At 39.1% G+C, this 26,340-nt stretch carries 26 protein-coding genes; 19 read left to right on the forward strand and 7 right to left on the reverse strand.

What is annotated here, in order from left to right; translation table 11 throughout:
* Positions 1-232 precede the first annotated feature (232 nt).
* Positions 233-1,336, forward strand: coding sequence for an ABC transporter substrate-binding protein (locus BCU84_RS00855; protein WP_198589504.1), 1,104 nt, complete (start codon positions 233-235; stop codon positions 1,334-1,336).
* Complete coding sequence (locus tag BCU84_RS00860; RefSeq protein ID WP_102526210.1) at positions 1,330-2,664, forward strand: GGDEF domain-containing protein; 1,335 nt, start codon at positions 1,330-1,332, stop codon at positions 2,662-2,664. The genes BCU84_RS00855 and BCU84_RS00860 overlap by 7 nt, the downstream gene beginning before the upstream one ends.
* Positions 2,665-2,691: 27 nt before the next feature.
* Here BCU84_RS00860 and BCU84_RS00865 read toward each other — a convergent pair whose 3' ends face one another.
* The 4 genes from BCU84_RS00865 to BCU84_RS00880 all read right to left on the reverse strand — a co-directional run bounded on the left by BCU84_RS00865 (position 2,692) and on the right by BCU84_RS00880 (position 6,670).
* The gene (locus tag BCU84_RS00865) at positions 2,692-3,624 is read right to left on the reverse strand and encodes a DUF808 domain-containing protein (RefSeq protein ID WP_102526211.1); all 933 of its coding nucleotides are present in this window, start codon (positions 3,622-3,624) and stop codon (positions 2,692-2,694) included.
* 58 nt (positions 3,625-3,682) lie between these two features.
* Positions 3,683-4,663 carry a transporter gene (locus tag BCU84_RS00870; RefSeq protein WP_241906320.1) on the reverse strand — a complete coding sequence of 327 codons (981 nt, stop codon included), beginning with the start codon at positions 4,661-4,663 and terminating at the stop codon, positions 3,683-3,685.
* Between the two features lie 189 nt (positions 4,664-4,852).
* On the reverse strand, positions 4,853-5,893 hold the full coding sequence (locus BCU84_RS00875) for a LacI family DNA-binding transcriptional regulator (RefSeq protein WP_102526213.1): 1,041 nt from the start codon (positions 5,891-5,893) through the stop codon (positions 4,853-4,855).
* Between the two features lie 84 nt (positions 5,894-5,977).
* Positions 5,978-6,670, reverse strand: a complete 693-nt coding sequence (locus BCU84_RS00880) for a DUF3334 family protein (protein WP_102526214.1) — start codon at positions 6,668-6,670, stop codon at positions 5,978-5,980.
* 293 nt (positions 6,671-6,963) lie between these two features.
* On the opposite strand from BCU84_RS00880, the gene BCU84_RS00885 reads away from it, so the two are divergent.
* The 13 genes from BCU84_RS00885 (at position 6,964) to BCU84_RS00945 (ending at position 19,136) form a co-directional block, all read left to right on the forward strand.
* Entirely contained in the window at positions 6,964-8,601 is a 1,638-nt protein-coding gene (locus BCU84_RS00885; RefSeq protein ID WP_102526215.1) for a methyl-accepting chemotaxis protein, read from the forward strand.
* A 175-nt stretch (positions 8,602-8,776) separates the two neighbouring features.
* Complete coding sequence (locus tag BCU84_RS00890) at positions 8,777-9,034, forward strand: HPr family phosphocarrier protein (RefSeq protein ID WP_102526216.1); 258 nt, start codon at positions 8,777-8,779, stop codon at positions 9,032-9,034.
* An 11-nt stretch (positions 9,035-9,045) separates the two neighbouring features.
* Positions 9,046-10,740 (forward strand): phosphoenolpyruvate--protein phosphotransferase, encoded by a 1,695-nt coding sequence (gene ptsP, locus BCU84_RS00895; RefSeq protein ID WP_102526217.1) that lies wholly within the window; start codon positions 9,046-9,048, stop codon positions 10,738-10,740.
* A gap of 100 nt (positions 10,741-10,840) precedes the next feature.
* Positions 10,841-11,350 carry a PTS glucose transporter subunit IIA gene (crr, locus tag BCU84_RS00900; RefSeq protein WP_102526218.1) on the forward strand — a complete coding sequence of 170 codons (510 nt, stop codon included), beginning with the start codon at positions 10,841-10,843 and terminating at the stop codon, positions 11,348-11,350.
* 170 nt (positions 11,351-11,520) lie between these two features.
* Positions 11,521-11,871 carry an arsenate reductase gene (locus tag BCU84_RS00905; protein ID WP_102526219.1) on the forward strand — a complete coding sequence of 117 codons (351 nt, stop codon included), beginning with the start codon at positions 11,521-11,523 and terminating at the stop codon, positions 11,869-11,871.
* Positions 11,871-13,004 (forward strand): succinyl-diaminopimelate desuccinylase, encoded by a 1,134-nt coding sequence (gene dapE / locus BCU84_RS00910; protein ID WP_102526220.1) that lies wholly within the window; start codon positions 11,871-11,873, stop codon positions 13,002-13,004. The genes BCU84_RS00905 and dapE overlap by 1 nt, the downstream gene beginning before the upstream one ends.
* Positions 12,995-13,729: a M15 family metallopeptidase gene (locus tag BCU84_RS00915; RefSeq protein WP_241906321.1), complete on the forward strand. Its 735-nt coding sequence runs from the start codon at positions 12,995-12,997 to the stop codon at positions 13,727-13,729. The genes dapE and BCU84_RS00915 overlap by 10 nt, the downstream gene beginning before the upstream one ends.
* A 142-nt stretch (positions 13,730-13,871) precedes the next feature.
* Complete coding sequence (locus BCU84_RS00920; protein WP_102526221.1) at positions 13,872-14,681, forward strand: alpha/beta hydrolase; 810 nt, start codon at positions 13,872-13,874, stop codon at positions 14,679-14,681.
* 149 nt (positions 14,682-14,830) lie between these two features.
* Positions 14,831-15,460, forward strand: coding sequence for a carbonate dehydratase (can, locus tag BCU84_RS00925; protein ID WP_102526222.1), 630 nt, complete (start codon positions 14,831-14,833; stop codon positions 15,458-15,460).
* Positions 15,461-15,749: 289 nt separating this feature from the next.
* Complete coding sequence (gene kdnA / locus BCU84_RS00930; protein ID WP_102526223.1) at positions 15,750-16,934, forward strand: 8-amino-3,8-dideoxy-alpha-D-manno-octulosonate transaminase KdnA; 1,185 nt, start codon at positions 15,750-15,752, stop codon at positions 16,932-16,934.
* A gap of 84 nt (positions 16,935-17,018) precedes the next feature.
* Positions 17,019-18,089 (forward strand): 3-deoxy-alpha-D-manno-octulosonate 8-oxidase KdnB, encoded by a 1,071-nt coding sequence (gene kdnB, locus BCU84_RS00935; protein WP_102526224.1) that lies wholly within the window; start codon positions 17,019-17,021, stop codon positions 18,087-18,089.
* 75 nt (positions 18,090-18,164) lie between these two features.
* Positions 18,165-18,902: an 8-amino-3,8-dideoxy-manno-octulosonate cytidylyltransferase KdsB gene (gene kdsB / locus BCU84_RS00940; RefSeq protein WP_102526225.1), complete on the forward strand. Its 738-nt coding sequence runs from the start codon at positions 18,165-18,167 to the stop codon at positions 18,900-18,902.
* Positions 18,903-18,929: 27 nt separating this feature from the next.
* The gene (locus BCU84_RS00945; protein ID WP_102526226.1) at positions 18,930-19,136 is read left to right on the forward strand and encodes a DUF2897 family protein; all 207 of its coding nucleotides are present in this window, start codon (positions 18,930-18,932) and stop codon (positions 19,134-19,136) included.
* 91 nt (positions 19,137-19,227) lie between these two features.
* Here the strand turns inward: BCU84_RS00945 and BCU84_RS00950 are convergent, their stop codons facing one another.
* The 3 genes from BCU84_RS00950 to BCU84_RS00960 form a co-directional block, all read right to left on the reverse strand.
* On the reverse strand, positions 19,228-20,253 hold the full coding sequence (locus BCU84_RS00950) for a glycerophosphodiester phosphodiesterase family protein (protein WP_102526227.1): 1,026 nt from the start codon (positions 20,251-20,253) through the stop codon (positions 19,228-19,230).
* Between the two features lie 54 nt (positions 20,254-20,307).
* Entirely contained in the window at positions 20,308-21,378 is a 1,071-nt protein-coding gene (locus tag BCU84_RS00955; protein WP_102526228.1) for an AI-2E family transporter, read from the reverse strand.
* A 75-nt stretch (positions 21,379-21,453) separates the two neighbouring features.
* Positions 21,454-21,681, reverse strand: a complete 228-nt coding sequence (locus tag BCU84_RS00960) for a sulfurtransferase TusA family protein (RefSeq protein WP_102526229.1) — start codon at positions 21,679-21,681, stop codon at positions 21,454-21,456.
* Between the two features lie 128 nt (positions 21,682-21,809).
* On the opposite strand from BCU84_RS00960, the gene BCU84_RS00965 reads away from it, so the two are divergent.
* The 4 genes from BCU84_RS00965 (at position 21,810) to BCU84_RS00980 (ending at position 26,304) form a co-directional block, all read left to right on the forward strand.
* Positions 21,810-23,279, forward strand: a complete 1,470-nt coding sequence (locus tag BCU84_RS00965) for a M48 family metalloprotease (RefSeq protein WP_102526230.1) — start codon at positions 21,810-21,812, stop codon at positions 23,277-23,279.
* Between the two features lie 107 nt (positions 23,280-23,386).
* Positions 23,387-23,737: an arsenate reductase (glutaredoxin) gene (gene arsC / locus BCU84_RS00970; protein ID WP_102526231.1), complete on the forward strand. Its 351-nt coding sequence runs from the start codon at positions 23,387-23,389 to the stop codon at positions 23,735-23,737.
* 8 nt (positions 23,738-23,745) lie between these two features.
* Positions 23,746-24,123 carry a DUF2069 domain-containing protein gene (locus tag BCU84_RS00975; RefSeq protein ID WP_102526274.1) on the forward strand — a complete coding sequence of 126 codons (378 nt, stop codon included), beginning with the start codon at positions 23,746-23,748 and terminating at the stop codon, positions 24,121-24,123.
* Positions 24,124-24,303: 180 nt separating this feature from the next.
* Positions 24,304-26,304, forward strand: a complete 2,001-nt coding sequence (locus BCU84_RS00980; protein ID WP_241906322.1) for a hypothetical protein — start codon at positions 24,304-24,306, stop codon at positions 26,302-26,304.
* Positions 26,305-26,340 lie beyond the last annotated feature (36 nt).

The raw sequence follows: 26,340 nt of genomic DNA on the forward strand, positions 1-26,340 counted from the left end.
TTGAGTATTACTCTTGCTGTAATACGATGTAACTAGTCTTGTTAAGACGTCAGTAAAGGCCACTTTAAGTGGCCTTTTTTATGCTTTTCAAATGACATTGTATTAAGCACTTAGACAGTTGTTTTTAACGCTATTGATATCAATACTAAAAATATTAACTAAATAACCCTACAAAAATTAATACTTAATCTAGAATTAACCTTAAGTGAATAATTTGTCTAAGGATCGGACTTTGAACAGCCTGCTCAATAACGTTAGAAAAAATAAAGGTTCTATCAAGTTGGCCATCCTTTTCATTAGCTGTGTCACCCTTTCACTAATACTCCTGCTATCACCCACAAAAGTGGCAACTCAAACTGAAGAAAACCCCTTCAAAATTGGCGTTTCACAAACCCCACTCAGTGCGCCATTTATTATTGCTGAACACTTATCATTATTCGAAAAAGCAAACCTTGATGTTGAACTTATAGCGTGTTTTGGCGGCGTTGAGTGCAGTGAAGCGTTAATTAACGATCAGGTTGATTTTGCAACGGCTTCAGAATCTGTAGTGATGTTTAAAAGCTATCAAACCCATGACATCGCCTTACTAACCAGTTTTGTGCAGTCTTCAAACGATTTAAAGTTATTAACTCTTAATGAAAATTTAACGATTAAAGAAAGCTCATCAATCAGTGCAGAGAGCAATAGCAATAGCAATAGCAATAGCAATAGCAATAGCAATAGCAACAATAACCTTAGAAAAGTCGGCATCGTCAAAGGCAGTGCCAGTGAATATTATTTCGATACTTTATTGGTTGCTCAAGGAGGTAATAAGCGCGATATCGAAAAAGTCTACCTTTCACCAAAAGCGTTGGTCGATGCTTTAATCACCCGTCAAGTCGATGCTATTTCAATATGGGAGCCATACGGATATCAAGTAAAAATGCTGACCAATAATACGATAACCAATCTAGGCATTCAGGGGATTTATCAGCTCAGTTTTAACCTAATATCCAAAAAATCGTATTTTAGCCCATCGTCATCAACGAAAACAGCTCAAACTGCTGTCATCATTGATGTACTGGAACAAGCAATTCAATGGATTAATCAACACCCTGAGACAGCTATGGTGATAGTGGCCAAACACTTAGATGTTCCGCTAAATCAGATAAAATGGTCATGGAATGATTATATTTTTAGGTTGTCTATTGGCAACTCACTTTTGTCGAGTTTACAAACCCAATCCCACTGGGCTAAGCAACAGGGCTTAGTCAAAGGTAAAGAGCCAGAGTTTCGTGATGTCATTTACAAACAGCCATTTGAACAAGCAAAAAGTTCCAAGGAAGTATCATGGTAAAGTCCATTAATGGAAAACTGATTATTCTGCTCTGCATTAGTTTTATTTTTACCTTGTTGCTCAGTTTTTCATTTTTAAAAATCCACTCTGCTCAACATAAAACCACTGAGACGCTGCGCTATTTTTCAGATTTACAGGAGAATATTGATGCCTTACGTAGCCAGTTGTGGTTGTTTTCGCAACGGCAAGATCAAGCCAGTTTACAACAAGTCGTTTTATCTCATGAATCTTTATCTCAGTTGTTAATAACACAAAACATCTACACACAGAGTTTGTTTAACCTTCAAAAGTTAACTGGCGATATGGGATCTTTGCTAACACAAGAGCAAGCCCTTTCATCACAATCTAGCACCTCAGGAAATAGCCATGTCACTCAAGCTCAGCAATTATTACGCTACCGATATAATATATTGATTGAGAACATGTCAGAAGAAGTCGCTTATTTAAATCAAACAACTTTAGACAGTAATCAAATCGCAATTACATCTGTCATGTTGTACTCCTCCCTTGGGTTGATCTTAGCTGCAATTATAGTGTTGGCGATGAACTTCTCGATATACCAACGCTTTAAAATTGGTTTCAATAGAATGAAATTAGGGATTCATGCACTCTCAAAAGGAGAAATAAATCATAAAATAGATGCTAAAAACTTAGATGAAGAGTTTCGCTTGCTCGCTTCATTTTTTAATCAGATGACCAAAAAGCTTGAAACCACTATGGTTTCAAAACAAGAATTAGAACAAGAAGTGAACAGACAAACCAGTGAACTGGAAAAGCAAAAACAACAACTGTTAGTGTTATCTGAAAAAGATCATTTAACAGGCTTAATGAATCGCAGAGCACTAGAAAGAGACTTAGATAACGTGATTAATGATGCCCATATATCAGGTAGTAAAGTGGCTTTATTTTTTCTCGATATCGATAACTTTAAAATTATTAACGATTCAATAGGTCACGATGCGGGTGATACGGTATTACAGCAAGTGGCTCAGCGTTTACAAGAATGTACCCGTAAAGCTGATATTGTTGGCCGCCTTGGCGGCGATGAGTTTTTAGTCTGTTTAGGGACTATTGAAGATTTTGATCAAATCGGTCACAAAGCGCAATCAATTCTTGACTCAGTAAGCCAACCGATTGATTTTAATGGTAATAAATTGTCAATTACGACAAGTATGGGAGTCAGTTATTTTCCTTTTCAAGCCAGATCAAGAGACAGTTTAATTAAGCGAGCAGACCAATACATGTACAAAGCAAAGCAGTTCAAAGGCAGCTGTTGTTATGACGGCCAAGAAGTTCTTGCTCAATCCAATATAAAGGCTCACGGCTGAGCCTGTAAACTCAAGCCAAGCTTTTTATTAATTTCTGAGTTTTGTTATTGCAGTCATCGTCATGACTGCAATTGCCCCTGCTATTACGCCAAATATCGCATTTAACAGACTCGGCGTGAGCGCTGCTAGTAATCCACCTAAATAAGCTATGTCACTCACCATGAGGGCAATATTGGTAATCTGAGCACTTATGGCATGAATGCCATGAGTGAGAATACCGCCCCCCACCATAAACATGGCAATCGTGCCCACAATCGTTAACCCTTTCATTAAATAAGGCGCTGAAGTTAGCAAACCAAAACCTATTTTATGCCAAACGGCAACCAGCGGCCCTTCACCTTTTCGTTGAGTTAGATAAAGTCCCAAGTCATCAATTTTGACGATACCCGCCACCAAACCATATACCCCAACAGTCATAATGATCGCAATCACGCTTAAGGTAAGAAACTGGCTTAACAAACTGCTTTGTGCGACTACACCTAAACTAATCGCAATAATCTCAGCAGATAAAACAAAATCAGTTCTGATTGCGCCTTTGACCTTTTTCTTCTCAAACGCCTTAATGTCTTGCTCAGACTTCTGGATAATTTCTTTTTCTGATATTTCGGACTTTTTATCTTTTCGGTGAATATAGGAGTGATGAATTTTCTCGAATCCTTCAAAACATAAAAAAAGCCCGCCAAACATCAACAAAGGCGTAATCGCCCACGGCATAAATGCACTAATTAATAAGGCTGCTGGTACAAGGATTAATTTATTCATGAATGAGCCTTTCGCTACAGCCCAAACAACCGGTAATTCACGTTCTGATGCAACACCTGAGACTTGCTGAGCATTGAGGGCTAAATCATCACCTAACACCCCTGCAGTCTTTCTTGCAGCAATTTTACTCATAGCAGCAACATCATCTAATATTGCAGCGATATCATCCAACAACATTAGTAAACTTGCACCAGCCATATGCTTTCCTTGTTAACGGTTAATTATTATCATTTTGCTTCATTGCTTTGTACGCGTGTTAAAAGGCGTACTGCCATACTAAGCCTAAGGTATCAAAATCATTGCCGATGCGGGTTATTACACCTGTGCTCGCATACAATTTCATACTGTGATGACGATTAAATGCTAATGAATATGTTAATCCAAATCGTGAATTTTTTTGGTCATCATCAGCATCAATACCATTTTTACTGGTTTCACCACCGATGAAGTAGTTGCCACTTAACGACAGCCATTGTCCACGTGCAATACTGTAAATAATATGCCCCTGAAAAGTATATTGGGCTTGCTTGCTTAGCTGCACTTGATTATAAAATTCATCATTATCACTGTATAAACGAATCGATGTCATTGCACTGTAATACCAATCACCAATGCGATAGGACATTCCTATGCCTGGTCTAAAGACCCATTGGTTGGCTCCAGCATTGATTAACTTAGTTTCGTCATAAGTACCAATGGGAAGGCTAACCTGTAAACTGCTACCGATGACTAAGCCTTGCTGATACTTTGCAAAATCTTTTGCTTCAACCGCTGGAGCACCGTAAAAGTTCCATGTTAACCTCACTTTAGGATCGCCATAGCCACAACGATCAGCTGTCACAATTTCATTTTGATAATCAGCAGACCCTTTCATGCAGATACGCGATAATGACATATCAAATTTTGAAGAATTGCCTGCTAAGCCAAATGAATGGGCATAACCTAACACTGCTGCATCCAATGTTAGATGAGCATCTTTTAAAGGAACAGATGGAGATGGAGACAATGCGCCTTCAGAGTGCAGATAGCCTGCTGCCATAAAATGCATGTCGATCGGGATATTGGTATAACTGCGAGGCTCTAAATCTTGCGATTTAACTTGAAAGGAAATGAGGCTTAATAGGATAAACGCTATCAATAATTTAGTTTTGTATACGAGACGGTTTAAACCAAGATATATCGATAAATGAAGGTGTAAAGTGTTAACTCTATTTGGGCGTATAGTATCTTGATTCAAAGCATTATCCATAATGACTAAGGTTAACTCTCATTACAAAGTAGTCATGAAGTTAAGGTTATTTAACTGGATAAACCATCACTTCATATCGATGCAAACAAAGCCGTCACTTTTAAAGGTAATCGGCTTTATATATTGGCATGACCATGTAAATCCAATTAATAGATATCAATTTATTACAACAAAAATCTAATTGTCTGCCTCTGGGTTGCTGCCGCAAGAATGTCTTACAACCATATTGGTAGGTATCAGCTGTGGCCCCACTTCTTTTCCGCGTATGAGCTTTAATAAACTTTCAACTAAAATTTCACCAGCAAGTTTAGTATTTTGCTTAACCGTGGTGAGAGATGGATTAGCAAAGCTTGCGACTGGGATGTCATCATAACCTACGACAGCAATATCTTCTGGCACTCTAACACCGCGTTTTTTAAGTGCACGAATTGCTCCAATAGCAATCAAGTCACTGGCAGCGAAGATAGAGTCAAACTCATGGCCACTATCCAATAATTTCATTGCAGCATCAAAGCCTGAACTTTCGGTACTGATAGCATCAAACTGACATTTTTTATTCAGTTTAATACCCACTTTTTTCAACACCTCTGCATGACCTAAATAGCGGTCTCGAAATTCAGGGCTGTGTTCAGATGCATCGCCTAAAAAAGCAATTTTATTCAATCCAAGCGATATAATATGTTCAGTGGCTATCACGCCGCCTTGATGGTTGTCACAACCAATGGAGAGCACTTCTTTATTGTTATGCTCAGCGCCCCAAATGATGAAATGGGTATTTTGCTCTAATAATTTTTGTAACTTATGTTCATAATCTACATAGTCACCGTAGCCCAGTAATATGATGCCATCGGCCTTATTACTATCCTCATAGTCAGCATGCCAATCACTGGATAGTTGCTGAAAAGAAACCAATAAGTCATAACCCTGCTGAGCGGTTGCTCTGGTTATCGAGCCAAGCATAGACAGGAAAAATGGGTTAATTAATGATTCATCATTAGTGGGATCTTCACAGATCAACAACGCCAAAGTGTGGCTATTTTGAGTCCGTAAATTGCTGGCGTTTTTATCGACTTTGTAATTAAGCTCTTTGGCAATGGCTTGAATTCGTTGCCTTGTTTCGAGGTTAACTAAGGGACTATTTCTCAATGCGCGAGAAACCGTCGATTGCGAAACACCGGCTCGGTAAGCGATGTCGATGGAAGTAGCTTTAGATGTCATATTAGCATCAGGCCTTTTTATAGTTATTTTAGGTACTCACACCTTGTTTATACCTAAAATAACGACAGTTTTCACCGTTTTAATTTATAAACCTAACTCATTCAATAAATCATCAGCATCGTCTGCAACTATGACTGGCGCATCTTTTTTAGTCGCCGTTTTAGATTGATTGTTACTGCCATGTGCTTCAATCAATGAATCAGGATCAAATTCTTCATCTAATTCAAACTCTTTCAGCATAATGAACTCTGTTTTATCCATGGCAAACTCTAGATAAAATATATGATTATCAGCTGTTTTAAATGACACTCTTCTTGATACTGCTTCATCTAAATTAGTATCAATCGATATCGTTAACTCTTTATTGATGGTTAACATTTTTGGCTGACTTTGGCTGATTGATGTTTGTAATTCTTTTGAAATTGTTTTGATGAAATCACCCAGTATTTGATTCATCAACTCACCCATCACGTTTCCAACATCATCAGATGTGTGTGAAAAAGCGAGCTCAGATTCAGGCATTCCCATGTTAATCATGTATCTGCGATAAATCTCTATGGCGGCTTCTTTTGAAAAATTGATAACTACTAAGCCAGAAAAACCACCGTCAAATATCGAAAAGCAACCTAAGTCTGGCTTTAAACAAGTACGAGTAATATTCTGCACCATACCAGCATGGGTCACTTGGCTGTCACTGGTGCTTGAAAGAACGTGGGAAACGGAATGACATAACTTGAGTAGGATGTCATCTGTTGTAACAATTTGGACTGAATTCATAACAATATATTACCTAGTTTTACTTTTCCTTCATTCTGAGGCTTATCGAATAATAAATCAAAGCCAAAACAACTCATTAGCAAAAATAAAAAACACACATAACATACTTCGTGTTAACAGTTTGATAGTTAAGCTTTTCTAAAGTTGGTCATAGTGCTTGAAAACACTCACTATATGTATCATTTTGTAAATTTATATCAGCTGATCACACTTCTACTAATAAGATGTTCTTTCTAGAACTAAAACTGTCTATATTTGCAAAATACATCGCTGAAAAATTTTAAAGAGTACCTATGATCGCCTTCCTCAGACAATTAACTATCTTGAAACGTCTCATCATAATGTTAGCGCTCGCGGCAATAGGAACCGTATGTTTTGCCAGTTTTTCTATTAATGAACAGTACAACAACCTCATCAATCAAAAGAAGGTTCAAATTGAAGCGCAAGTGTCCACCGCGACTTCCCTTCTCAATGCATTAGCCCGCCAAAGTAATCAACAAACTGATGCAGAAGAAATAAAACAACAAGCCTTATCAGTAATAGCAGATTTACGTTATGGCACGAATGAATCTTACATTGTTGTTGACCAAAATAACGTCATTATCAGTTTCCCTGAAAATACCATGTTAGAAGGACGTTCATCTGACAGTTATATTGCTGCTGACGGAACGAAGCCTTTGATAGAGCTTGTCAGTAATGCTAGAAGAATGACCAAAGGCCAATCTGAATACCAAGGCAATTTATCATCAACGAATAGTGTAGAAACGATTTTAGCGGGTTCGGAATACTACCCTGAATGGGGTTGGACTATTATTGCGCATGGCAATTCCAGTGATGTCATAGACAGCATGGGCAGTGTGGTGATTAATTACCTGATCATCATGATGCTGATTTCTATTCCTATCTTTGGCTTTTTTGTACTACTGAATATTTCTATCACATCGCCGATTAACGCTGCTATTGCAGCAATGGAAGACATCGCAAAAGGCGAAGGCGATTTGTCAAAGCGTTTAGATAATAGCGGTAAAGATGAAGTAGCTAAAATGGCTGATGCATTCAATGATTTCGTCATAAAAATTGCGTCTGTAGTCTCAGAATTAAAACCACTGGGAAAAGAACTTGATACTGATGCGCAGCAGCTTTTAGTAGCCGTTGAAGAGTCAAATCAAAGCGCAGAATTAATCCACAGTGAAACCCAAAGTGTTGCCACAGCAGTCAATCAAATGCTTGCAACAACCCATGATATGGCGCAAAACACTTATCAAGCTGCTGATGGCGCCAACAATGTGAAACAGCAAGCTCAGCAGTCACATGCCTTTATGCAAGAAACCGTACACGAAACGGATTTATTAGTCACTGAGCTAAAAAATGCAGAAAATGTCACCCATGACTTAGGCAAATCATCAGTTGAAATCAGTTCAATCTTAGACACTATTGGCGGAATTGCTGATCAAACCAACTTACTGGCGTTGAACGCAGCAATTGAAGCGGCACGTGCTGGAGAATATGGCCGCGGGTTCGCAGTTGTTGCTGATGAAGTTAGGGCCCTTGCCACTCGCACACAGGCTTCAACCAATGAGATCAATAAAATCATTACTAATATTCACGATGGCGTCGAACTCGTGATTAAGAGCAACACTGAAACCCAAGAACAATCTATTCAGTTACAAACTAAAGCGATTCGGTCACAAGAAGCGATGACTGAAATTTTAGCCGTCATTGCTAATATCAGTGACATGAATACCCAGCTGGCGAGTGCAACAGAAGAACAGTCTCAAGTTACCGAAGAAATCAACCGCAATATCACCACTATTTCTGAGTTAACTGAAATTGCAGTCAGAACCAACGAAACGAACTCTGAAGCAGCGCAATCACTGCAAACCATTAGCCAGAGCGTTACTGAAAATTTAAGTCAATTCAAAACTAACTAATCTTACCTCTCTAATTTTGTTCAGTTTTTATGCGTGAGTGATTTTGCTCACGCATACTGCTTCGCTAGATGAATCATATTTAACTTCCAAAGCTCAGTAATAACATAAACTCACTGTTAGCAATCCATGGTTTACGGTATTATTCTGACTATTATTTATGAACGAGTTAGCTTAGATGTACGAAAAAACCGTTACCATTATTGCACCCCACGGAATCCACACCCGCCCAGCAGCTTTATTAGTCAAAGCCGCAAAAAACTTTGACTGCGACGTCATTGTCGAATGTAATGGTAAACAAGCAAGTGCCAAAAGTTTGTTTAAATTACAAACATTAGGGTTATATCAAGGTCAATCTGTTAAGGTATTTGCTGACGGAGAACAGGCTGAAAAAGCAGTAGAAACTGTCTCTGAATTACTCATCACACTTAGCTAACAGGAAGGCTTATGGCAGTAACAGGTATTGTTGTTTCCCCCGGAATTGCATTCGGTCAAGCAGTTCATATTAACCTGCATAATCAAACGGTAGATTACCGTTTACTTCCTGTTGCCGACATTGCTAAAGAGTGTAAAAAAGCCACGAAAGCCATTCGCTTTCTAACCAGTCATTTGAGCCATTGCCAAACACAGATAGAACCCGATAGTGAGCATTTTCATTTAATTGATGCTGATATCATGCTGCTCGAAGATGATGATTTAGCTGAGCAGCTCAAAAATTATATTACCCGTTTTAGATTTTCTGCGGTCGTTTCAGTTGAACGAATTTTTGCACAGCATGCTGAAGAGTTAGCCCAACTCGACGATCCTTACATGGCTAATCGAAGCAATGACGTGCTTTGTTTAGGCAAGCGACTAATGTCAGCCGTTAACGGCACCTTGCAATGGGATGTTTCAAAGCTTACCGACAACAGTATTTTACTGGCTGAAGACATTACACCTGCTGAATTTGCTACCATTCCGTTAAATAAAATTAAAGGTATCGTGCTTCAAACGGGTGGGTTAACCAGTCACACTGCCATTTTAGCCAAAGCGGCAGGCATACCAGCTTTACTCAGTTGCCAGTTCAATACTCATGATATTCTAGATGGTAGCCCGTTAATTCTCGATGCGATTAGTGGTGAGCTTCATATCAATCCAGCGCCTGATACTCAGCAGCTTCTACAGCAGAAATCAGAGCAGGAATCAAAACGACGTGATGCATTATTACAATACGTCGATAAGCCCAGTGTTACCCGTGATGGACACCCTGTTTGTTTACTTGCCAATGTCAGTAGCATGAATGACATTACCCAAATTGAGCACAGCGGCGCTGCGGGTATTGGACTGTTCAGAACTGAGTTTCTATTGATGCAAGTTGATTCTGTTCCCAATGAAAAACAACAATATCAACAATATTGTGATGCATTACATAGCCTCAATGGAAAAGTCCTCACTATTCGTACGTTTGATATCGGCGCAGATAAAGAAATTCCTTGCTTGAGTCAACAATACGAAGATAACCCAGCATTGGGCGTTCGTGGGATCCGCTACAGCCTTCAACATCAAACGTTATTTACTACACAAATTAAAGCTGTACTGCGCGCCGCAAACCATGGTCGAATCCGTTTATTATTTCCAATGGTGAACCAAATAGAAGAGCTAGAACAAGCTTTTGAACTCATTGATTGGTGTAAGCAACAACTTGTAGAAGAAGAAAAAGGCTTTGGAGAGCTCAATGTTGGTATCATGGTTGAAACACCTGCAGCGGTACTTAACTTACCTCACCTTTTACCTAAGTTAGACTTTATTAGTATTGGTAGCAATGACTTAACTCAATATACCTTAGCCGCTGACAGGGGGAATCCTGAACTTGTAAAAGATTACCCTCCCGTCTCTCCTGCAATGATCCGCTTGATAAAGATGGCCGTTGATACCTGTAAAATTCATCAAATCAAAGTGTGTTTGTGTGGGGAATTAGCCAGTGATACGAAACTAATTAGCTTATTGGTCGGTCTAGGAATTGATGAGCTAAGTGTTAACACCGCAAGCTTATTAGACGTTAAGGCCACTATCTGTAATGGCCAATATCAGCAATTTTACCGACAAGCACAGCAAGCTTTAGGCTTTAGTCACATAGAACAATTAAACCAGTTATTCAGTTAATTTGACTTTATTTAGTATTTTTCAATATTTATTGTTTATAAAAAAATCAGACAACACTAGAATAAAACCATAAAAACATTATAAAAAGAGGCTATATCTCATGGGATTTTTAAGCCGTATACGCCGACTTATTTCAGGACAACCCGCTTTAACTGGCGGTATCGAAATTTATGCTCCTGTTTCTGGCGACCTAGTAGAAATTGAACAAGTCCCCGACGTTGTTTTCGCAGAAAAGATTGTCGGTGATGGATTAGCTATCAACCCAACAGGCAAGCTGATTTTAGCACCAATTGATGGCACCATAGGAAAAATATTTGAAACCAATCACGCATTCAGTATTGAGTCTCATCAAGGGCTAGAGCTGTTTGTTCATTTTGGTGTGGGTACGGTTGAACTTCGTGGTAACGGTTTTAAACGTTTGGCCGAAGAAGGACAGCAAGTGAAAGTGGGCGATCCAATTTTGCAATTTGACTTAGACTACTTAACCGATCAAGTTGAGAGTTTGTTGACCCCTGTAGTACTGGCCAATATGGAAGATGTGCAATACCTAGTAAAAGCACAAGGACAAGTCACTGCAGGTAAAGATGTCATCTTTACTGTAGAGCTTTAACTAACAAAGAGTTAAGTAACCAATATAAGTAAAAAGCTTTATAAAATAAGCGTAAAAAATTTAGCAAAACCTTACAATTTTCAATGGGATTTAAGTCAACTGTAAACAAGTAATGATTAAAACAGAGTTGGTTAAATCACAATAACAAGATCCAAGGAAATAAGACCACAATGAGTAATAGCGTTATTTATGGCATTAAAAACTGCGATACCGTTCGAAAAGCACGTAAATGGTTAGAAGCTGATGAGCAAGCTTTCACATTTCATGATTTTCGTGAACAAGGGATCAACGCTGACATCATTAATCAATGGTTTGAACTTGCAGACTGGGAATTGCTATTTAACAAACGCAGCACCAGTTTTAGAAATCTAACCGATGATCAAAAAGCTGATATTACCAAAGAAAAAGCATTACAATTAATGGTGGAGTTTCCAACATTAATCAAACGTCCTGTGCTTGTTCAAGACAATCAAATTCTTATTGGCTTTAAAGCTGCCGATTACCAAGCGTGGTTTAAGTAATGACACAAGAAGTATTAGCGCTCACAAAAGATTTACTCTCTCGTCCATCTGTCACTCCACTTGATGAGGGCTGTCAAAAGCTGATGGCTGACAGACTGGCAACCGCAGGGTTTAACATTGAATCAATGGTGTTTGATGACACCACTAATATGTGGGCAAGACGCGGCACTGAAAGCCCAGTATTTTGTTTTGCTGGCCACACCGATGTTGTGCCAACGGGCGATTTAAGCAAGTGGCATACTCCGCCATTTGAACCTACCGTCATAGATGATTATATTCATGGTCGCGGTGCCGCTGATATGAAAGGTTCTTTAGCGGCGATGGTCGTTGCCACTGAACGCTTTGTAGCTAAGCATCCAGACCATAAAGGCTCAATTGCATTTCTTATCACCAGTGATGAAGAAGGACCATTTATTAATGGTACAACGCGAGTCATTGACACGCTCGAGGCCCGTAATGAAAAAATCACTTGGTCATTAGTCGGTGAGCCTTCATCAACTCATAAACTGGGTGATGTGGTTAAAAATGGCCGACGTGGTAGTTTAACGGGGAATTTAACGGTTAAAGGGATCCAAGGCCATGTTGCCTATCCACACCTAGCTGATAACCCTATCCACAAAGCCTCTCCTGCTTTAGCAGAGCTTGCTCAAATGCATTGGGATAATGGTAACGAGTTTTTTCCACCAACCAGCTTTCAAATTGCTAATATCAATGGCGGCACTGGCGCATCAAATGTGATCCCTGGTGATTTACAGGTGATGTTTAACTTCAGATATTCAACTGAAGTGACTGCAGATGAGCTAATAAAACGCGTCCTTAATATTCTTGATGCCCATGGTTTAGATTATGATATTGATTGGGTATTTAATGGCTTGCCATTTCTAACTGGAGATGGGCCTTTATTAGAGGCGACAAAAGCCGCTATTTTAGATGTCACCGGATATGAAACTGACCCGCAAACTTCAGGTGGTACATCTGATGGGCGTTTTATCGCGCCAACCGGTGCACAAGTGATTGAGCTTGGCCCAGTCAATGCCACTATTCATAAAATAAATGAGTGTGTGAAAATCTCTGATTTAGAAATTCTAGCCTTATGCTATGAATCTATATTGGAAAAGCTACTTTGCGAGTAACTCGTCAAATAGAGCAATTATCTAAGGCTCAACTGACTGAAATAGCTCATCCAGCCCTTTATGGGTTGGATGAGACACACCTTGTTCAATTTGAACAGTTTTTACTGACCTCAGCGACTGCTACTGCGTTTAAAAAAATGCAGCAACAAGCGCAAAGTGACGGTATTAATATTCAAATTTGTTCTGCTTATCGTAACTTTGAACGTCAAATGGCCATTTGGGATGGTAAGGCACAAGGAAAGCGGCCGTTACTTGATATCAATAATATCCCTGTAGATTCTGCCAATTTAACCGATGAGCAATTAGTGGATGCAATATTATGTTGGTCTGCTCTTCCAGGTGCATCACGGCATCATTGGGGAACTGATATCGATGTATTTGATGCCAATAACATCAGTAAAGCAGAGCTACAGTTAGTCACTGCAGAGTACATAGACAATGGTCCATGCGCCTTATTAGCCCAGTGGTTAGTTGATAACGCTGCCCGCTTCGGTTTCTACTTACCTTATCAGCCTGACCAAAGTGGTGTTAGCCCTGAGGCTTGGCATATCAGTTACTATCCTGAGTCTTCGTTGTTTTTATCACAATATCGAGCCGAATCATTAAGACTTCTCTTGTCACAGGCTGAAATCACTTTACAATCAGCCCTACTTAAACAACTCGACAAATTAGTCGAGCATTATGTTTTTTATGTCGCAAGCGTGCCCAAATCAAGTAACAAGTAACAAGTGCTCAAATAACCTTCTAGAGAAACCTAATCTGTAATAGATAGTAGACTCGTATTCAAAGTAATAACGGTTATTTATCATAAGCACTTTGACTCAATCAGTTTTACGATTTTTTAATTTTAATGTTTTAGAGACCTCCATGACTCAACCAAAATCAAACAGCTTTAGCATCGACAATCAACGTCTTCATTTCACTGATGTAGGACAAGGACCTGTTCTATTTTTTGTACATGGTTTTTTAGCTGACAACACGATGTGGCAACCACAGATCGCTCAACTTTCTGAAAACTATCGCTGTATTAGTGTTGATTTGTGGAGCCATGGACAGTCAGATTCAATGCCAACGGGTACAACATCTCTTATTACGATCGCTGAACATTGTTTATCATTACTTGATTATTTAAATGTGCATCAATGTTGTGTGATCGGTAATGGTACGGGTAGCGCGATTGCTGCTGAAATGGTACTTGCAAAGCCTGCTCAGATATCAAAACTAGTCATGGCGAATAGTTTTATTGGCTTTGAACCGCAAGTGAATTGCGCAAAATACCAAGCATGGGTCGATCAAATCAGTGAACAGAAGCAATGTCATGAGCAACTAGCAAACACCATTGCTGATATGTTCTTTGTTAATTCACAAACATCAACGGCTAAATCAGCTTTCATTAGCAAGTTAATTCATTTGTCGCCCACACAAATAGAGCAACTCGCCTTATTCAGTCCGCTGGCTTTCTATAAGCGTGACACCCTTGAATTAGTAGAGCAATTCTCACTGCCTTGTTTGATTATGATTGGAGAGCAAAACCAATTACGCACAATGCTAGAAGCTTATTTAATGCAAGACTGCATTACAGGAAGCCGTTTGCTTCAAATTGCTAATAGCGGTCACTTTTCAAATATTGAACAAGCAGAAAAAGTGAATCAAACCTTGGAATCATTTCTCCGTTAAGGGTGAAATGATTTCAATTTAATAAATTAAATGGATAGACCAGCATAATCGAATTTGCTGATATACTCTTGAAAATGATGAACATCAGCTAAATAGCTGATCAAAATACACTCTACATCTTTCACTTTTATTTGGGTCTATAACAATAAATGAAATTACTTAAGCCTCTATTTGATAACAATCGCCGCTGGGCTGAGCGTATAAACGAAGAAGACCCTGATTTCTTCAAGCAACTGGCAGAACAACAGAATCCAGAATATTTGTGGATTGGTTGCTCTGACAGCCGCGTACCATCAAATCAAATTATTGATTTAATGCCAGGTGAAGTGTTTGTTCATCGCAACATTGCCAATATGGTTATCCATACTGATTTAAATTGTTTGTCGGTCATCCAATATGCTGTTGAAGTATTAAAAGTAAAACACATTATGGTAGTTGGTCACTATGGTTGCGGTGGTGTCAAAGCGTCAATGACTAAAGAGCGATTCGGTCTTATTGATAACTGGCTTGGCCATTTAAAAGATATTTACCGCATCCACCGTTCAGATTTAGAGCAACTTGATGAACAACAGCGGTTTGATCGCTTATGTGAGCTGAATGTCATGGAGCAAGTGGCTAATGTTACTAGCACCTCTATCGTGCAAGATGCATGGGATCGTGGTCAAGAAGTCGCAATCCACGGTTGGATTTACGGTATCAACAACGGCTTATTAACCGATCTAGACGTAACAGTCTTCAGCGAACATGCAAATAATAATGACAAAAATACAGATGAATAATGCTTATTAACTAAAATTAATAAGCCATTCATGCTGAAATAAGCAAATAACAAAGCCCACCTTATATGTGGGTTTTGTTGTTTTTATCTCATATATAGAAACAGTTATAGCGCTTTGTTTAGTCTGCTTTACATAAAAATTAGCGATTAATGAATATAAAGCACTGTAACGACCATACAATCACAACGAAAGGTCATATAGTTAATGCAATTAACGCCCTAACCCAGTTATAATCTTCGGGTTTATTTAGCGCGACCTCGCGCACTGCATTTTTTAGGAGATAATTTCCATGCCAGGTTTTGAATTATTTGGTCCAGAGGAAAAGCAAGAAGTCGCTGATGTGATGGAAAATGGTTTTACCTTTCGTTATAACTTCGATCACATGCGTAATGATCGTTGGAAGACTCGTGAGATGGAAGCCCTTCTTTGCGAAAAGATGAATGCTAAGCATGCACATCTTGTTTCTAGTGGCACCGCCGCATTACAAACGGCTATGGCTGCAGCTGGTATCGGTGCTGGTGATGAAGTTATCGTTCCTCCGTTTACCTTTGTTGCGTCTGTAGAAGCCGTATTTATGGCCGGCGCTGTGCCAATTTTTGCTGAGATTGATGAAACACTTTGTCTATCTCCAGAAGGCATTGAAGCTGCAATTACTCCACGTACTAAAGCAATTAATCTTGTTCACATGTGTGGTTCTATGGCTAAAATGGATGAAATTTTAGCGGTATGTAAAAAGCACAACTTAGTGATCTTAGAAGATGCTTGCCAAGCTATTGGTGGCAGCTATAAAGGTCAAGCACTAGGTACCATTGGTGACGTTGGTTGTTACTCATTTGATTCTGTTAAAACCATCACTTGTGGTGAAGGCGGCGCGATCATGACTAACAACGAAACCATTTATAACCACGCGCATATGTTCTCAGATCACGGCCATGACCATGTAGGTAATGACCGCGGCGCTGAAGGCCACCCTATTATGGGGCTAAACTTCCGTATTTCTGAAATGAACTCAGCAATGGGTCTTGCTCAATTACGTAAGCTAGACAAAATCATTGATATTCAGCGTACCAATAAAAAGCTGATCAAAGATGCTATGGCAGATATTCCAGAAGTAACTTTCCGTGAAATCCCTGATCCAGAGGGTGATTCAGCTGGTTTCTTAACGTTCTTAATGCCGACTGAAGAACGCACAGTAGAAATAAACAAAAAATTAGCTGAAAACGGCGTAGATGGTTGTTTTTACTGGTATGTTAACAACTGGCATTACCTGAATAATTGGAAGCATATCCAAGAGCTTAAGTCTCCTGCTGCATTGCCGATCACATTAATTCAAGATCGTCCAGATTACACTAAGGTTGAAACACCTAAGTCTGATGCCATCATGAGCCGGACTATTTCAATGTTAATCAAACTGTCTTGGACAGAAGAAGAAATAGCGCAGCGTATTGAAAACATCAAGCGTGCTTTTGCTTAATTAACCCGATTATTTCTATCGCGCCATTTATCACATTGGCGCGATAGTACTTTTTACAGTACTAATCTCAACGGAGAAGTTGTAATGAGTTTCAAAAATTTCAAATGTGTACCAAAAATGATTTTTGGTCGCGGATCATTTGCACAATTAGATGACGTACTAGCTGAAGAACGCAAAGTTGAAAATGACTTCGTCGTATTTCTAGTTGATGACGTACACCAAGATAAGCCTTTAGCTGGTCGTGTACCTGCTAAAGCCCATGATTTATTAATCTACGTCAATGTTGATGATGAACCTACAACGAAGCAAGTTGATGCCCTAACTGAACAAGTTCAAGCATTTAATACTAAACTTCCTGTAAGTGTAATCGGTCTTGGTGGTGGTTCTACCCTTGATTTAGCTAAAGCGGTATCGCTAATGCTGACTAATGAAGGTGGCAGTGCTGAATACCAAGGTTGGGATCTGATTAAGAACCCTGCTGTACACCATATTGGTATCCCTACAGTTTCAGGTACAGGTGCTGAAGCGTCTCGCACCGCTGTACTTTGTGGTCCTGTTCGTAAGCTTGGTTTGAATTCAGATTACACTGTATTTGACCAAATTATCATGGATTCAGAGCTCATTGCTGGCGTACCGACTGATCAGTGGTTCTACACAGGTATGGATTGTTACATCCACTGTGTTGAGTCATTAGAAGGTACATACCTAAACGAATTTGCTAAAGCATTTGCTGAAAAGTCTATGGATTTATGTCGTGAAGTCTTCGTTGATAATCACGAAGAAAAAGATGACAAGCTAATGATGGCATCATACATGGGCGGCATGAGTATCGCTTACAGCCAAGTAGGTGCCTGTCACGCTGTATCATATGGTTTAGGTTACGTGTTGGGTTACCATCACGGTATCGGCAACTGTTTGGCATTTGACGTACTTGAAGAGTTTTACCCTGAAGGCGTTAAAGAATTCCGTAAAATGATGGGAGTTCATAACATCACGTTGCCAAAAAACATCTGTAAAGATTTACCAGATGAAACTATTGCTAAGATGGTTGCTGTGACCAAGAGCATGGGCCCATTATGGGACAATGTTTACGGCGCGGGCTGGGAAGAAAAAGTTACCGATGAAATGCTAACTAAGTTATTCCGTCGCATATAATTTAGCCCTAAAAGCTATCTTTAAGGGCTCTTTAGAGCCCTTTTGTTTATCGTTTTAAGATAAGTAGGTTTATTGATGAAAGTTACTCTTTTAATCCCTGCTAGATATGGTTCTAGCCGCTTTCCAGGCAAACCCCTAGCACCTATTAATGGTAAGCCAATGATCCAACACGTTTTCGAACGTGCTTCATTAGCTAAAGGATTAGATAATATTTATGTTGCTACAGATGATGAGCGAATTAAAGAAGCGGTAGAGTCATTTGGTGGTCAAGTTGTCATGACGAGCCCTGACGCGGCCTCTGGTACCGATCGAATAAACGATGCGATTAGCCAACTTGGTTTAGCAGATGATGATTTGGTGATAAACCTTCAAGGTGATCAGCCACTTATTGACCCTATTTCAATTGAACAAATTATCAGTCTTTTTGAGCGTCACCCAGGTGAGTTTGAAATGGCAACTTTAGGCTTTGAAATCATTGATAAGCAAGAACGTGACGATCCTCTGCACGTTAAGATGGTTTTCGATAATGAGTTTAATGCATTGTATTTTTCACGCTCGTGTATTCCATTCGGTCGTGATACGGATGACTTCCCAGTTTATAAGCACCTTGGCGTTTATGCTTATACTCGTCGTTTCGTCAATGCTTTTGCTAAGTTACCTTTGGGTCGTTTAGAAGATTTAGAAAAGTTAGAACAGCTGCGTGCACTAGAATACGGTCATAAAATTAAAGTTGCTATCAGTGCTTTTGATTCACCAGAAGTTGATACACCTGAAGATATTCGAAAATGTGAGCAACGTTTAGCTGTTGATTAAACTTGTTGGTAATTTATTGAGGTAGACATGGATTTATCAGGTATAGAAGTATGGATTATTATTATCTTAGTTGTTGGCATCATTGCCAGTAATTTAGCGGTATTAAAATATAGCGCTAAATTTAAAATGCCTCAATTTGGCGATCCTAAAAAACCTGACGATAAAAATAACGCTACCAGCGATAAACATACCGCAGAGAAAACATCAGATAACAGTGATTTAAAAGACAAGTAATTCATAATATTTGCAATAAAAAAGAGACTCAATTGAGTCTCTTTTTTAGCTAAACAACTTAGCTAATAAAATATATTTACATAGAATTTAATTACATCTCCACTAGGTTAACTTTTATCTGAGCTTTGTTACCAGGGGACTTGTTAATGAAACTTGTATCCTTATCTTCAATGGAAACAATATATTCATCTGTATTTAAATTATTCAGTGTTTTCCATTTCCAAGTTTTTTCTTTAGAGAAAAATGAAGACAGCAAGTTTTTGTTTTTATCTAATATATGTACATACAAACCTTTATCACCATAGTCGTCTAAGCCATGCTTTATACCAATATTAAGTGCATAGTTTTTATCATCTCGACTTTCGAAAGCAAATGGGAATTGAATTACCCTCGTAGATTTATTTTTTATAAATACAGTTTCATTAACCAAAGTTAAAAAATTCCAGTTTAAAGACGCTATTGGCACTGTTTTAGTTAAGTCATTCTTTGATTTTTTTGCTTTTTTAGCAGTAAAAACCTTTAGATTGTGCTTTTGAAATTCAGCACCCCAACGGATTTTATCTGGGAATGATTTGTTAAATGAACTTTTAAAGGCCAAGAAGTTGATATCTAACTTATTTTTATAGTTGGCAACTGTATCTATGGTTTTTTGCCTACAATCATCCGTTTTCAGCGACTTAATTTCGACAAGAATGGGTTTATTTAGGCCTAAATCAACAGCTGCATTTAAAACATCAATTAGCTCAGGAATCCTTGCATTATTTTCTAATTTTAACCTAACTATTTCATCAAGGTACAAATCTGAAATCCTTAGATTTTTTAATGTCTCACCGTCTTTAAATCGACTAAGAATGGTCCAATTATAATCATTATCAGGAACAATTCTCGCAATATTCTTAACATCATGAAAAACAACTGGATAGCCATCTTTAGATTCTTGAACATCAAATTCTGCATAGTGGAACTTATCACTAGCTTGTAAATATTTAATTGCGTATTCAAAACTATAAAGAGTGTTTTCAGGGAAATAGATATCCCCTCCTAATCGGTGCCCTGTATTAGCTTGGGCAGAAGAAAGGAATAAAACAACTAGTGAAAAAAATATAAAAGCTCTCATATTAACCTCTTTGTAAAACAAAGTTTATACTATGCAAAAGGTGATACATTCATTCTATTTATCGATTGAAACTTGCTGACTATCAGGCCAGGCGTTAATAACAGCTTTGACTAATGACGCCAGTGGGATTGCAAAAAAGACTCCCCATACGCCCCACAGGCCACCAAATACTAGTACTGCGGCAATGATTAACACTGGATGTAAATCTACAGCATCAGAAAATAGAATTGGCACCAACACGTTGCCGTCTAATGCCTGAATGACACCATAACCAATCATCACATAGCCAAACTCAGGGCTGACTCCCCATTGCACAAAGGCCACCAGGGCAATAGGTAAAGTCGCCAATGTTGCACCTACATAAGGAATAAGTACTGAAAGCCCTGTTAGCACGCCAAGTAGCGCAGAATACCTTAATCCCATTAACGCAAAAAAGATGTAGCTGACTGTACCTACAATGACAATTTCAATGACTTTACCACGAATATAATTGAAGATTTGCTGGTCCATTTCAAACCAAACTTTTCTTGCTAAGTCGCGGTTGTTAGGAAAGAAACGTTTACTGCTCTTAATCAATTGCTCTTTATCCTTTAAGAAAAAGAACACCAATAAAGGCACTAAAATCACGTAAACCATTAACACGAGTAATGATGCAGAAAAGCCTAATAATTGCTTACCGATATCTAAAAGATGCTGAGTGTCGACCAGTTTTTTAAGTTCAACAACCATTGCATCAATTTGTTCGATACTAATGTATTGCGGATAGTTTTCACTAAAAGATACTAGCGATTGCATACCTGTATCAATCATTTGCGGTAAATCTGTCGCTAAAGCAATCCCCTGTCGCCAAAGGCTGGGAACGAGTCCAAAAGCAACTAAGACCATCAGACCAATAAACAAGACTAATATTAACGATGCACCTAAAGTGCGGTTAATACCAAAACGCGCGATTTGCGCTACAGGCCATTCTAGTAAAAACGCTAAAACTAACGCCACTAATAAAGGCGCTAACAAACCGCCAGCAAAATACAGTAATAATCCAATCCCAAGTAAAATAAACAATAATGTAATCGCGTGGGGATCACTGAATCTGGCTTTATACCAATCGCTTAAAAATGAGAGCATTGTGTTACCTAAAAAGAAATCACAGTTGTGGTTGTTATTATCGGATTCTACCTCAGTAGATAGATATAATTATACTTATATATTGTTAAGCTTTGTGATGGCCAATGACATTGAATTGTCATTATCCTCAGTTATTTGAACTTGATAACCAAATTTTTTTAAAAATAGCGGAACATCTCGACGTGAACCGGAGTCAGAGATACTAATTGCCAACGTTTCACCTGGTTGCATCTTTTTTAATGCTAATTTAGTTTGCACCAAGGGATAGGGACATTGATGAGCAGTTAAATCAATAAATTTCATTATGAACTTGCTTTACACATTCTATGGCTATTATCCTAGCAAGGACAATAAACCACAAGCGATACCGTTATAGTGTTGCTTTAACTTTGCTCGCCACCCTATTGAAATAATTATAATAAAGGTTTCATTTGCGCAAATTATCGTTTTCTCAGTTTTCTAAAGGCGTCGTAACCACAGCGGTTAGTTTATTACTCACGGCTGGTGTTGCTAAAAGCTTCGCGAATAATGACCTTCCAGACCTCGGTACGGCTGCTGTTAACACTTTTAGTCTTGAAAAAGAAATGGTGTACGGCGATGCTTACATGCGGGTCATTCGTTCATCTGCGCCGGTTATAAGCGACCCTGTATTGAATCAATACTTATCTGAATTAGGTAACAAATTGGTAGCTCATGCCACAGGGGTTAAAACCCCCTTCTATTTCTTTCTATTAAGAAATGATGAAATTAACGCATTTGCCTTCTTCGGTGGCCATGTCGGCGTTCATACAGGGTTATTTCTGCACGCTGACACTGAAAGTGAACTCGCATCAGTGCTTGCCCACGAAATTACTCACGTTACTCAACGACATTTAGCGCGCTCACTAGAAGCACAAGATAAGAGTTCAACAGCAACTATCGTTGGTATGCTAGGTGCTATTTTGTTGACCATTGCCGCGCCACAAGCCGGTATGGCTGCGCTTGCAACGACTCAAGCTTTATCAACCCAAGCGAGAATCAACTTCACCCGTTTACATGAACGTGAAGCAGATAGAATTGGTATGCAAATCCTAGCTGATGCAGGGTTTGATCCAAATGGTGCATCTGACTTTTTCCAAAAATTAGCCATTCGATACCGTTTTACTACTACACCGCCACAAATGCTACTGACTCACCCATTACCTGAGTCGCGTATTACTGATGCAAGAAACCGCGCCACACAATATCCTAATCGTTATATACCTGATCAACTTAATTACCAGTTAGCTAAAGCCCGTATCCAGGTTAGATTTTCAAGTTATAGCGATCAGGCTGCGATTTCTTTGTTTGACAAACAACTAAACAAAAAAAGCTATACCTTTAAAAGTGCTGCATTGTACGGCAAAGCTTTAGCTTTATTCAGAACCAAGAAGTTTGAAGAATCTGAAAAGATTATTGATGAGTTATTAGCAGGCGACCCAAACAATCTGTTTTTTATCGATACTAAAACAGATTTACTGGCGCAAAAAGACGATTACGATGCGGCTATCGAGCTGTTAAAACATCATCATCGATTAAAACCAACGTCATTAGTGATTGCGGCTAACTTAGCCAATATCTATGTTGAAGCAGACCAGCCGCGCAATGCCATTCCGTTATTAGAAGATTTAATTTTCTTAGATAAACAGAACGTATTACCTTATCAAATTATGACTCAAGCTTACCGTAAACTGGGTAATAAGGCGCTTGAGCATTACAGTAATGCAGAAGCTATGGCACTTGCAGCAAATTATGATGGTGCAATTGATCAACTCAATTATGCTTACCGTCACTCTGAAGGCCAAACGTTACAAATTGCTAGAATTGAAGCGCGTATACGTCAATTTAGACAAGCTAAGCGGTCTTTAGACGCATTAAAATAACAGCTCAGCTTATTCAATCTCAAATTAGCCACATCACCTTGATGTGGCTAACCATCTGATTCAAAGTTTGATAAACTGTCGCCAAAATAAAGACAAGAAGTGATCCTATGACAAACGTAACGCTTTACCATAACCCTCGCTGCTCAAAAAGCCGTCAAACACTGGCATTACTCGAAGAAAACCATGCCAAGGTTACCATTGTTGAATACTTGAAGACGGTGCCTACTGCTGAAGACATTAACCAGATTTTAAGCTTATTAGCTATCTCGCCACGAGAGCTAATGCGCACTAAAGAAACAGAATACAAAGAACAGAACTTAGCAGACGAGTCATTAACAGATGCTCAGTTAGTCCAAGCGATGATTACTACGCCAAAGCTAATTGAAAGACCCATTGCGCTAGCTAACAACAAAGCGGCTATCGGTCGTCCTCCAGAAAACGTCTTAGCGATTTTATGAGCCCTAAAATGACAACACACACTTTGTTTCAGTTATGCCGAGTAGGTTATGTTGCATTACTCATGTTGCTTTCTGGATGGTTTATCCAACAAGGCTTTACCGGCGAATACTCAATGGCATTTAGTCTACTGTGGATCGTCCCATTATTATTACCTATCAAAGGCATATTAACGGGTAATCCTTACACCTATGCTTGGGCCAGTTTTATTCTGTGTTTATATTTATTACATGGCTTAACCTTAGTGTATATCACTGAGGACGCCCTTTATTTTGCATTAATAGAATCAGTGTTAATCAGTGCCTTGTTAATAGGATTTCCATATTACGCACGTATGCGCGGTAGAGAACTGGGCTTAGGTTTAAAAAAGAAATCTAAAACAGATTAGTCTCATTAATACAGCACTAAAAAGCGCCTGATGGCGCTTTTTTCATTTTATCTGGTGTAAAATCATTACCACATTGCTGTTAACGGGTCGTTAATTCATTCTTTTTGTACAAGTATTCACATGTTATAGTGAAATGTCAGTCATTTGATTGAGTATAGTGCTAAGCAACGGAGATTGTGTATGAAGACTTTGTTTAACAAGCGTATTTCAGCTGAGGCCGCGATTCAAAAACCTTATCAAGGGGCCACAAAAAAATTTGCAATGAGCAGTTTAGTGATTGCAACTGTAATGTTAAGTGCCTGTGGCGGCAGCTCAAGTGACTCGTCCAGTGATGGTCAAACTACACCAGATAATGCTTTACCAATTAATACCTGTGACACAAGTTCTGGCCTGACAATAGTCGACACAACGTCTGATTTAAACTTCAATATTGAGCAAAGTTATTCTGCGGGGCAATCTGCCACAGTCATTGCAAATATTAACAATCACGATTCAGCTGGTCTTACCTATCAATGGCAACAAACATCAGGCCCTGACGTCTCGCTTAGTTCAGAAAATAGTCCTGTTTTATCATTTATTATTCCGAGTTCTGGCAACTACAGTTTTACTGCTGATGTGTCAGGCCCACAAATAGACCTCAGCGAAACTGTCTCAATTACAGCAGGCAGTGCAATTAACCAATTAAATATCAACAGTGACCACCAAGTTGTCCAAGGTAATGGGGTCAGCCTCAGGGTAGCTCGTATCAATGAGCAAATTGTTGATGAGATAGAGTGGTGTTACTTTTCTAACCAAGCCGTTGAATTAGATTTAACCGATCCTGAACGCCCCTTATTTACCGCCCCGTCAGTGAGTTCAGACAGTGTCATCGGTTTAAAGGCCACTGGCCAGTTTGCTGGTGAAACACTTTCCGATGAAGTGTTTGTGTTAGTCACCAATGAATCTGCAATCACATCACCTTACTTTGATCAACCCGTCGCACGAACCTATTCCTATAATTCTGCTTCTATTTATTCTGCTAATGCTTCAGATTGCGTATATTCAAACCAACTTAACCAAACTTGTGATATTGCTGATTTACCATTAATTGGCCAAGTCTCCAATTCAGAGAATATTGAATCTGTGATGGAGCGTGTTGTGGTATCTCATGACTGGATGGGAGAGAATTTTGAAACCTTCCTAAAGCAATCTGATCCCAATAGCGACTTTATTAAGCTACTGCAATCTGTCACGGCAGTTGTCATCAGCTACGATGTGAGACCTTCTTTTTACTGGGTCGCGACGGGTGCTATTTATCTCGATCCTGAATACTTGTGGTTCACGCCAGAGCAGCGAGACAGTATCAATGAAGCGCCAGATTATCGCAGTGACTTCGGTAATGATTTACAGTTCATCATGCCATGGCGCTATGTAAAAGATAATGATTATGCCTATGGCCGTATTGCAAAAACAGAAAGAACAACAAGAACCTTGGCAGATATCACTCCTAGTTTAGCCAGCTTGCTTTATCATGAATTAGCCCATGCAAATGACTTTTTCCCGCGCTCGATTCATAGCACGTTAACTGGGCCAACATTAATAGACGACTTTTACCGTCGTACAGACAGCAATGGCCTTATTTCTGATCAACTTCAAAATGTAGATCCGCTAACCAGTAGTGAAATGTTTGGTTTAGCTGGTGTTAGCTTTTTAGGTGAAACAGCGAATGAGACACAAAAAGCCTATATGCCGGATGATGTCACCAGCTTTTTCTTATCTGATCATGCGAATGATTTTTATGCCTACTCTTCTACTCGTGAAGATGCTGCCATGTTATTTGAAGAGTCATTTATGAGTCATCGTTATCAAATACAACGCGACGTAGCTGTTACCGATCCAACTAATCTTATAGTTGACTGGGGGCAGCGAGGTCGTGTGGGCTCTGCTGAGTTACTCGATAGAGCTGCATTCGTCATTGATGAAATCATGCCAGAAATAGACGGTAAGACTTTATTAAATGGTTTACCTGAACCTATTAATATGACGCCTGGACGAGATTGGTTTGAAAATATTGACATTAGTCCTAGCATTGCTCAATCACTGTCTAAAGTCAGTAGTTTAAGTAGCTCAGAGACAAGCGTTGAAAGACGCCCTCTTCTAATAGGTCGTGAACACAGAGATATGCCAATCCCTAAACGATAAGCGAGATACTCGTCAGGTACATGAGATCATAAAAGC

It is taken from the genome of Shewanella sp. 10N.286.51.B7 (genome assembly GCF_002873615.1).
Classification (GTDB): Bacteria; Pseudomonadota; Gammaproteobacteria; order Enterobacterales; family Shewanellaceae; genus Shewanella; species Shewanella electrodiphila.

Bases quoted from the DNA above. Each gene is read 5' to 3' on its own strand.
- BCU84_RS00950 (WP_102526227.1), bottom strand. From the start codon at position 20,253: ATGAGAGCTTTTATATTTTTTTCACTAGTTGTTTTATTCCTTTCTTCT.
- dapE (WP_102526220.1), top strand. From the start codon at position 11,871: ATGACACAAGAAGTATTAGCGCTCACAAAAGATTTACTCTCTCGTCCA.
- BCU84_RS00880 (WP_102526214.1), bottom strand. From the start codon at position 6,670: ATGAATTCAGTCCAAATTGTTACAACAGATGACATCCTACTCAAGTTA.
- BCU84_RS00980 (WP_241906322.1), top strand. From the start codon at position 24,304: ATGAAGACTTTGTTTAACAAGCGTATTTCAGCTGAGGCCGCGATTCAA.
- kdnA (WP_102526223.1), top strand. From the start codon at position 15,750: ATGCCAGGTTTTGAATTATTTGGTCCAGAGGAAAAGCAAGAAGTCGCT.
- BCU84_RS00975 (WP_102526274.1), top strand. From the start codon at position 23,746: ATGACAACACACACTTTGTTTCAGTTATGCCGAGTAGGTTATGTTGCA.
- arsC (WP_102526231.1), top strand. From the start codon at position 23,387: ATGACAAACGTAACGCTTTACCATAACCCTCGCTGCTCAAAAAGCCGT.
- BCU84_RS00905 (WP_102526219.1), top strand. From the start codon at position 11,521: ATGAGTAATAGCGTTATTTATGGCATTAAAAACTGCGATACCGTTCGA.
- BCU84_RS00960 (WP_102526229.1), bottom strand. From the start codon at position 21,681: ATGAAATTTATTGATTTAACTGCTCATCAATGTCCCTATCCCTTGGTG.
- can (WP_102526222.1), top strand. From the start codon at position 14,831: ATGAAATTACTTAAGCCTCTATTTGATAACAATCGCCGCTGGGCTGAG.
- BCU84_RS00885 (WP_102526215.1), top strand. From the start codon at position 6,964: ATGATCGCCTTCCTCAGACAATTAACTATCTTGAAACGTCTCATCATA.
- kdsB (WP_102526225.1), top strand. From the start codon at position 18,165: ATGAAAGTTACTCTTTTAATCCCTGCTAGATATGGTTCTAGCCGCTTT.
- BCU84_RS00955 (WP_102526228.1), bottom strand. From the start codon at position 21,378: ATGCTCTCATTTTTAAGCGATTGGTATAAAGCCAGATTCAGTGATCCC.
- kdnB (WP_102526224.1), top strand. From the start codon at position 17,019: ATGAGTTTCAAAAATTTCAAATGTGTACCAAAAATGATTTTTGGTCGC.
- BCU84_RS00920 (WP_102526221.1), top strand. From the start codon at position 13,872: ATGACTCAACCAAAATCAAACAGCTTTAGCATCGACAATCAACGTCTT.
- ptsP (WP_102526217.1), top strand. From the start codon at position 9,046: ATGGCAGTAACAGGTATTGTTGTTTCCCCCGGAATTGCATTCGGTCAA.
- BCU84_RS00890 (WP_102526216.1), top strand. From the start codon at position 8,777: ATGTACGAAAAAACCGTTACCATTATTGCACCCCACGGAATCCACACC.
- crr (WP_102526218.1), top strand. From the start codon at position 10,841: ATGGGATTTTTAAGCCGTATACGCCGACTTATTTCAGGACAACCCGCT.
- BCU84_RS00875 (WP_102526213.1), bottom strand. From the start codon at position 5,893: ATGACATCTAAAGCTACTTCCATCGACATCGCTTACCGAGCCGGTGTT.
- BCU84_RS00860 (WP_102526210.1), top strand. From the start codon at position 1,330: ATGGTAAAGTCCATTAATGGAAAACTGATTATTCTGCTCTGCATTAGT.
- BCU84_RS00865 (WP_102526211.1), bottom strand. From the start codon at position 3,624: ATGGCTGGTGCAAGTTTACTAATGTTGTTGGATGATATCGCTGCAATA.
- BCU84_RS00945 (WP_102526226.1), top strand. From the start codon at position 18,930: ATGGATTTATCAGGTATAGAAGTATGGATTATTATTATCTTAGTTGTT.